Raw genomic sequence first — 3931 nt, forward strand, 5'->3', positions numbered from 1 at the left:
ATAACTGATAACTGATAACTGATAACTGATAACTGATAACTGATAACTGATAACTGATAACTGATAACTGATAACTGATAACTGATAACTGATAACTGATAACTGATAACTGATAACTAATAACTGATAACTGATAACTGATAACTGATAACTGAAATTGCTTAAACCCAAGAATGGAGAGCGCGTAATTGGGGCGTTTTTTTAGCTTGGTGGGTCTGCATTCTTTGTAAAACATCATCAAGAATTGTCACCGCTTTGCGGATATATTCCCCCTTATTCAGCATGACACATTCGGCCCTTTCGGCCATAGCGGCATCGGTAATCTCGGCCCTGGAAGGAATACTTTTCTTGACCAGATTTTCTAGGACTTGGGTGGCCCAAATTACCGGAATATGGGCCGCTTCGCATAACCAGAGAATTTCCTCTTGAATTTCTGCTAGTCTTTGATAGCCAATTTCTACGGCTAAATCGCCCCGAGCAATCATCACCCCAAAAGGTTGTTTACCGGCGGCATGGATGATTAATTCGGGAAGATTTTTCACGGCTAAAGGTGTTTCTATTTTGGCCACAATTGCTTTTTGTCGCCAAGCATCCCCCAAACGACTTTGTAACTCTAGCTGTAGTGTCTCGATATCGCTGGCTTTCTGCACAAAAGAGTAACCGATAATATCGGCATTTTGGGCAATAAAATCTAAATCTTGCCGGTCTTTTGCGGTCAAAGGATCGATATTTAAGACGGTATCGGGGAAATTTAGGCCTTTATCTGCTTTGAGTTTTTCTCCTTTCTCTCTTGCGTGGGTAATTTTTAGTAAAAGACCTTCCGGCATTATGGTAATAACTTCAGCCCCAATATGACCATCATCAATCCAAACTTTCGCCCCGACGGGAATTTGGGGAATAATCTCCGGTTGGGAACAATTAGCCTGAAAATACTGAGAATGGGCAGTGTGGGGCGGTTGGGTGGTTAAGAGGAGAAAATCCCCTTGATATAGTCTGGTTTGGGACTGGGGGGCTAAAATCTGTTCTAAACGGATTTTTGGGCCAGCTAAGTCCATATAAACTTTACAGGTATGTCCATTGACTAAATTTTCGGGATTTTTGACCGCCTCGCGCAGATTTTCGATCATTCCCTGCCATTCTTTGGGGCTATCATGGGCGCAATTAATGCGAATACAGTCCATTCCGCAACGCAGTAATTGAGCGATAAAATCGGGGTCGGTTGCCGCTTCCGTCGGCATTGTCACCATAATTCGCACCCGACGCTGGGGGGAAGGCAGACCGAAAACTTCGGCGCTATGGGAGGCTAAAAGTTGATCTCCTTGGAAAAATGCCTCTAAAGGGGGATGTTTGGGTAATAATGAGGCTTCTTGATGACAAACCGCCCCTAAAGTGGCAATTACCGCATCGAGAGTCGGTAAAACTTTTGATTCAATCCGGCCTAGGGAAGATAATCCCCAGGGCATTAAAGCTAATTGTAAATCCCGGATATCTTCTTGTCTCAGGGCGAGATAATAGGCTAAATTACGGGTGCTAGGTTGAAAATTCTCCTTTTCAATGAGGTTTTTCCACTGCTGCAATTTCTCCTCTCCTTCCACTGTCACAAAATGCCGTAACCTTTGCAGATGATGGAGGAGAGTTTGGGGATAGGATAATTGTTCTCGCTTGAGTTGTTCTGAGAGAGTTAAAGACATAAAATTGAGTACAAAGTAAAAATCGTCAATTATTAAGGCAATATTTGCCTAGAAAATGCTCACTTTCGCCGCTTATATTGCTTTTGGCTGGTTATGGGGTCAGTTCTTAGGTATAATCTCTCTGTTTCTATACTAAGCAAATATCCTGTCTCTAGAAGTTAATTTTTGCTACGATTTATGGCGGTTATCTTAACGGTGAGGTGGGAAGTTTTGGTTTTCGGTGGTCGGTGGTCGATACTAAAAAAGCTAGGTTTATCGGGGAAAAATTATCGATAAGCTTCCCTGTCTTATGCCTTTGATAAAATTTAAAATAATGGCGTACATTGGCTGAATAAATTATCTTTTTTAAGCTATATTAAAGGTGCATAAAGTTATTAGTAACTACAGTATTAAGTTTTATTAAGGGAGGGAATGCTCCAGAATCGCGACTATAATGAGTAAACAGATCATTCCTGTGTCGGCGAGAGCGAGAAAATATGTCTGCTACTGAATACGAAGCAATTATCGGTTTAGAAACCCACTGTCAACTGAACACCAAAAGCAAGATATTTTGTCCCTGTCCCACCAACTTCGATAGTCCCCCCAATACTAACGTCTGTCCCATCTGTTTGGGTTATCCGGGGGTATTACCCGTCCTTAACCAAGAAGTCCTGGCCAGTGCCGTTAAACTGGGATTAGCTATCGATGGTAAAATCACACTCCATAGCAAATTCGATCGCAAACAGTATTTTTATCCCGACCTGCCGAAAAATTATCAAATTTCCCAGTATGATCTCCCTATTGTCGAACAGGGTCAACTAGAAATCGAGATCGTCGATAAAAAAACTAAGGAAGTTAGCCGCAAAATTATCGGTATTACTCGTCTGCACATGGAAGAAGACGCGGGAAAACTGGTTCATGCTGGCAGCGAACGTCTCTCTGGTTCCACCCATTCCCTGGTGGATTTTAATCGTACAGGTGTACCATTATTAGAAATTGTCTCGGAACCGGATTTACGCACCGGGGCCGAAGCGGCGGAATATGCCCAAGAATTACGGCGTTTAGTGCGTTATCTCGGCATCAGTGACGGTAATATGCAGGAAGGTTCCCTGCGCTGCGATGTCAATATTTCTGTGCGGAAAAAAGGTGCTAAAAAGTTCGGGACTAAGGTAGAAATTAAAAATATGAACTCCTTTAGTGCTATCCAAAAAGCCATAGAATACGAGATCGATCGACAAATTGCAGCGCTCGAAAATGGCGAATTGATCCTACAGGAAACCCGTCTTTGGGAAGAAGCTACTCAACGGACGATTAGTATGCGGAAAAAAGAAGGTTCTAGCGATTATCGCTATTTTCCCGAACCGGATTTACCCCCCCTAGAAGTCTCTCCCGAACAGTTAAAAGCTTGGGCGGAAGAATTACCGGAATTACCCGCTCATAAACGTCGTCGTTATGAAGAAGAATTTGGTCTTTCCCCCTACGATGCCCGGGTTTTAACCGATGATCGCACCGTGGCCGAATATTTTGAAACTACTGTAATTGCCGGGGCAAATGCGAAATTAGTCGCTAACTGGCTCAGTCAAGATATCGCCGCTTATTTGAATAATAATAAGCTGATGATCACGGAAATTGCCCTGCAAGCGTCAGACTTAGCTGAATTAGTTAAACTGATTGAAGCGGGAACAATTAGTGGCAAAATTGCTAAGGAAATTTTACCCGAACTTCTCAGCCAAGGCGGTTCACCAAAAGCACTGGTGGAAAAGAAAGGATTAATACAAATTTCTGACACTTCTGCGATCGAAAAACTGATCGAGGAAATTATCGCCTCCCATCCAAGCGAGTTAGAAAAATTCCGGGCGGGTAAAACCAATCTTAAGGGATTTTTTGTCGGTCAAGTCATGAAAAAAAGCGGCGGTAAAGCCGATCCTAAATTAACTAGCCAAATCTTAGATCAAAAACTTTCTGGTTAGTTATATTCAGTGATCAGTAATCAGTGATCAGTAAACAGTAAACAGTAAACAGTAAACAGTGAGAGAGTAGGTAGTGGGGAAGTAGGGAGAATAAATAAAAGCAGTCTCATGATAACTGGGAACTGATTAACACTGTTAACTTAAAACTCAAATCTGATAACTGATAACTGATAACTGATAACTGATAACTGATAACTGATAACTGATAACTGATAACTGATAACTGATAACTGATAACTGATAACTGATAACTGATAACTGATAACTGATAACTGATAACTGATAACTGAT

2 protein-coding genes are annotated in these 3931 nt (G+C 41.8%); one reads left to right on the top strand and one right to left on the bottom strand.

Annotated features, from left to right (window positions below; translation table 11 throughout):
* Positions 1–161: 161 nt before the first annotated feature.
* Positions 162–1691, bottom strand: a complete 1530-nt coding sequence (locus IM319_RS06160; protein ID WP_287735013.1) for a pyruvate kinase — start codon at positions 1689–1691, stop codon at positions 162–164.
* A gap of 476 nt (positions 1692–2167) precedes the next feature.
* Between IM319_RS06160 and gatB the strand changes: the two genes are divergently transcribed.
* On the top strand, positions 2168–3640 hold the full coding sequence (gene gatB, locus IM319_RS06165) for an Asp-tRNA(Asn)/Glu-tRNA(Gln) amidotransferase subunit GatB (protein WP_287078579.1): 1473 nt from the start codon (positions 2168–2170) through the stop codon (positions 3638–3640).
* The last annotated feature ends 291 nt before the right edge of the window (positions 3641–3931 follow it).

This window comes from Microcystis sp. M113S1, from assembly GCF_020246945.1.
Lineage (GTDB): Bacteria > Cyanobacteriota > Cyanobacteriia > Cyanobacteriales > Microcystaceae > Microcystis.